This is a genomic window from Streptomyces sp. NRRL B-24572 (assembly GCF_002156145.1).
Classification (GTDB): domain Bacteria; phylum Actinomycetota; class Actinomycetes; order Streptomycetales; family Streptomycetaceae; genus Streptomyces; species Streptomyces vietnamensis.
This window is the reverse complement of the sequence record NZ_MWIG01000513.1, coordinates 1-1304: the sequence shown is the minus strand read 5'-3', so window position 1 is coordinate 1304 and position 1304 is coordinate 1. Positions and strand designations below refer to the sequence as shown.

General features: G+C 70.5%; 3 protein-coding genes. 1 reads left to right on the top strand and 2 read right to left on the bottom strand.

All coding sequences use genetic code 11. From position 1 onward, the window contains the following. Window positions 1–18 precede the first annotated feature (18 nt). Window positions 19–309 (bottom strand): hypothetical protein, encoded by a 291-nt coding sequence (locus CCN56_RS28420; protein WP_143664649.1) that lies wholly within the window; start codon window positions 307–309, stop codon window positions 19–21. A gap of 139 nt (window positions 310–448) precedes the next feature. Continuing rightward, window positions 449–649: a CsbD family protein gene (locus CCN56_RS28415; RefSeq protein ID WP_086830855.1), complete on the bottom strand. Its 201-nt coding sequence runs from the start codon at window positions 647–649 to the stop codon at window positions 449–451. Between the two features lie 392 nt (window positions 650–1041). Here CCN56_RS28415 and CCN56_RS28410 point away from each other — a divergent pair. Further along, window positions 1042–1304 (top strand): transposase (locus CCN56_RS28410; RefSeq protein WP_143664648.1); only part of this gene is annotated, 263 nt, incomplete at its 3' end.

Sequence of the window (1304 nt, the reverse complement as noted above, 5' to 3'; positions counted from 1 at the left end):
GCCCGGGGGCGGGTCGGCCTACGCCGATCGTCTCGCCCGATCGGCGTAGGCCCGCTGGATCGCGGCCGCGCGGACGGCTTCGGCGGCCTGACGCTGCTGGGCGCGGACGTCCTCGAGCGACGTCGGCGCCTCGTCCTCCTGGTCCTGCTCGACGCCGGGAAAGATCAGGGCGGCGAGGGCGCCGCGGGCCTGTTCTTGCTGTAGGACGGCAGCGGCCAGGGCCGGGTCTTCCTGGCGGGGCGCGGCGACCGCGTGGTGGGCGGAAGGAGTGCGGTGGTAGCCGGCCGACGCGGTCTCCCTCGTCTTCACCGGCCCGGCCGGAACGACCTGCCGCAGGGCTGGCTCATCGGCGGCAGCCACCAAGCACGCCCGGCCTTGGTCATGCATGTACGGCAGGCCGTGGCGCGGGAAGCGCCACGGCCTGCCGTACATGCAGCGGGCGGAGCGGTCAGGGCTGACGGCGGTCGCGCAGGGAGTCCTTCACTCCGCGCGCCTGCTCCTCGGCCTTGCCCGCGACCTCGCGGGTCTTGCCCTTGATCTGGTCGGTCTTGCCTTCGGCCTTCATCCGCTCGTTCCCGGTCGCCTTGCCGGCGACCTCCTTGGCCTTGCCCTTGGCCTGTTCCATCTTGCCCTTGGCCTTCTCAGCCATGAGAAAAGCTCCCTTTCCGAAGAACGGTCGATAGATGAACAAGCTAGAACAGAACAGGGCATCTCGCGCGCGGAGCCCGGGGGCTGTTCTGTCGATCGGGGCAGCGCCGAGCGCAGAGCGCCCGCCGCGCCATTAGGGCGGTCTGGAGCTGGCAGACCATCCGCAGGGCACAGGCCGAGGATGTCGAGCGAGGCCAGCAGGTCTTGGCCGTCGACGCCCGGGAAGCCACCGCGCGGCCGCACGGTCTGTCGGGTTCGGGCCGACCAGCAACGCCGACTCATTACTGCCGAAGGGATCCTTCACCCGACCGACGCCATCGCCGCCGGCCTCGCCCGTCGCCTGCCCGCCCCTTAGACCGTGTCCTATGTGGTGAGGCGGTCGTTGAGGCCGTCATGGGGCGGGGTACGTGGAGTTGGATCGTTCCGGACCGGTTGTGGGAGATCGCCAAGCCGCTGATCCCGCCCTCCCGGGTGCGGCCGCAGGGTGGCGGGACGCAGGACACGCCTGATGAGACACTGTTCGCCGCGATCATCTACGTGCTGGTGTCCGGATGCGCCTGGCGGGCCCTGCCACCCTGCTTCGGGATATCGAAGTCGACCGCGCACCGCCGGTTCCTGATCTGGTCGCGTGCAGGAGTCTGGGGCCGACTGCACGA